We start from the raw sequence: 1277 nt of genomic DNA on the forward strand, positions 1-1277 counted from the left end.
TGAATAGTAATAGCGTAAGATAGAGCACGAATTTCAAACAATAGATGGAATTGGAAGTTCTATTTTTTTTGACAAGAAATATGATATAATCAATTAACTGAAAGGGTTAAAGTGTGATATAATAGAAAAAAATAAAAAAGAGGAGTAGGGAAATGAAGGAAGAAAAACATGAGAAAGAAATCAAAGTGAAAAAGAAAATAACAAAAATTATAGGAGCAGTAATAGTAGGAGGGGTGTTAATGATGACAGCAGGTTGCGGAATAATGGGCATGGGAAGTAAATCGTGGATAGAAAAACAAGTATCGGATATAGAAAAAGTCTATCCAACAGAAAATCCAGAAGACTTATTTGAAAAATTTCCAATTGGATTTACAATATATCAATCAAGGATAATTGAAGAAAATGGTAAAACTTACAGTATCCGTTTGGAGATGAAGGGAAATAAAGATATCAAAAAAATAGAAGGAAAAGTAAAAAAGGTATTAATAGAATCAAAACCATATAAAGAAACAGTGGAGAAAGAAAGTAAAGTAGAATATATAAAGGATAAGGGTTTGGTTTTAGAGAAATCAGAGTTAACAACAGAGTTATTACTTAAAAATTATTTCTTATTCCAAAAGTTGAAACTGAATAAAGATATATTGAAGAAATTAGAAGTAAAAGAAAAAGGGTTTAGTTTCGAAACAGGTAGATATAATATAAAATACTTATTTACAAACGATGAAATAGATAATTATTTAGGATTAAATAAAGAAAAAGTGAGTTTTGATATAAACGGAGAATATAGTGAAATAGATAAAACATATTTTCACTCGATAGTTATAAAAGAGTCTACTAAAGAGATTAACTTTGCAGAAAAGGTAGTAGAAGAGGAGATAGATAAGGAAAATGAAGAATAACACACTTTATGCATCAAATTTAACGTATGAGTTTGAAAAAGCTAGGATATCGGGAGATGAAGATGAGAAAGTTTTAGAAACAGTTGTGAGAAAGATGAAAGGAAAGTATCCAAATAGACTTGAATACCTAAGAGATTTTTATGATAAAGACACAGGTTCAAGTGGAACCGCGTTTAAAGATAAAGATACAGGAGAAGTAATTCTTGCGTACACAGGGACAAATTTTGATAATGATAAATGGAATGATGCGGTTAAAACAGATTTTGGGAGAATAGCTCTAGGACTAGGAGACGGTCACGTTGATCCAGCACGTAAATTCTATGAGGAAATAAGAGCTGAATATGGAGACGATATAATATTAACAGGGCATAGTTTAGG

General features: G+C 29.8%; 2 protein-coding genes. Both read left to right on the forward strand.

Going from position 1 to position 1277, the window contains the following annotated elements:
- The first annotated feature begins 152 nt into the window (after positions 1–152).
- Entirely contained in the window at positions 153–899 is a 747-nt protein-coding gene (locus GEMHA0001_RS02470; protein WP_003144061.1) for a hypothetical protein, read from the forward strand.
- Positions 889–1277 (forward strand): alpha/beta hydrolase family protein (locus GEMHA0001_RS02475; RefSeq protein ID WP_003144058.1); only part of this gene is annotated, 389 nt, incomplete at its 3' end. The genes GEMHA0001_RS02470 and GEMHA0001_RS02475, both read left to right, overlap by 11 nt.

Source organism: Gemella haemolysans ATCC 10379 (genome assembly GCF_000173915.1).
Classification (GTDB): domain Bacteria; phylum Bacillota; class Bacilli; order Staphylococcales; family Gemellaceae; genus Gemella; species Gemella haemolysans.

Bases quoted from the DNA above. Each gene is read 5' to 3' on its own strand.
- GEMHA0001_RS02470 (WP_003144061.1), top strand. From the start codon at position 153: ATGAAGGAAGAAAAACATGAGAAAGAAATCAAAGTGAAAAAGAAAATA.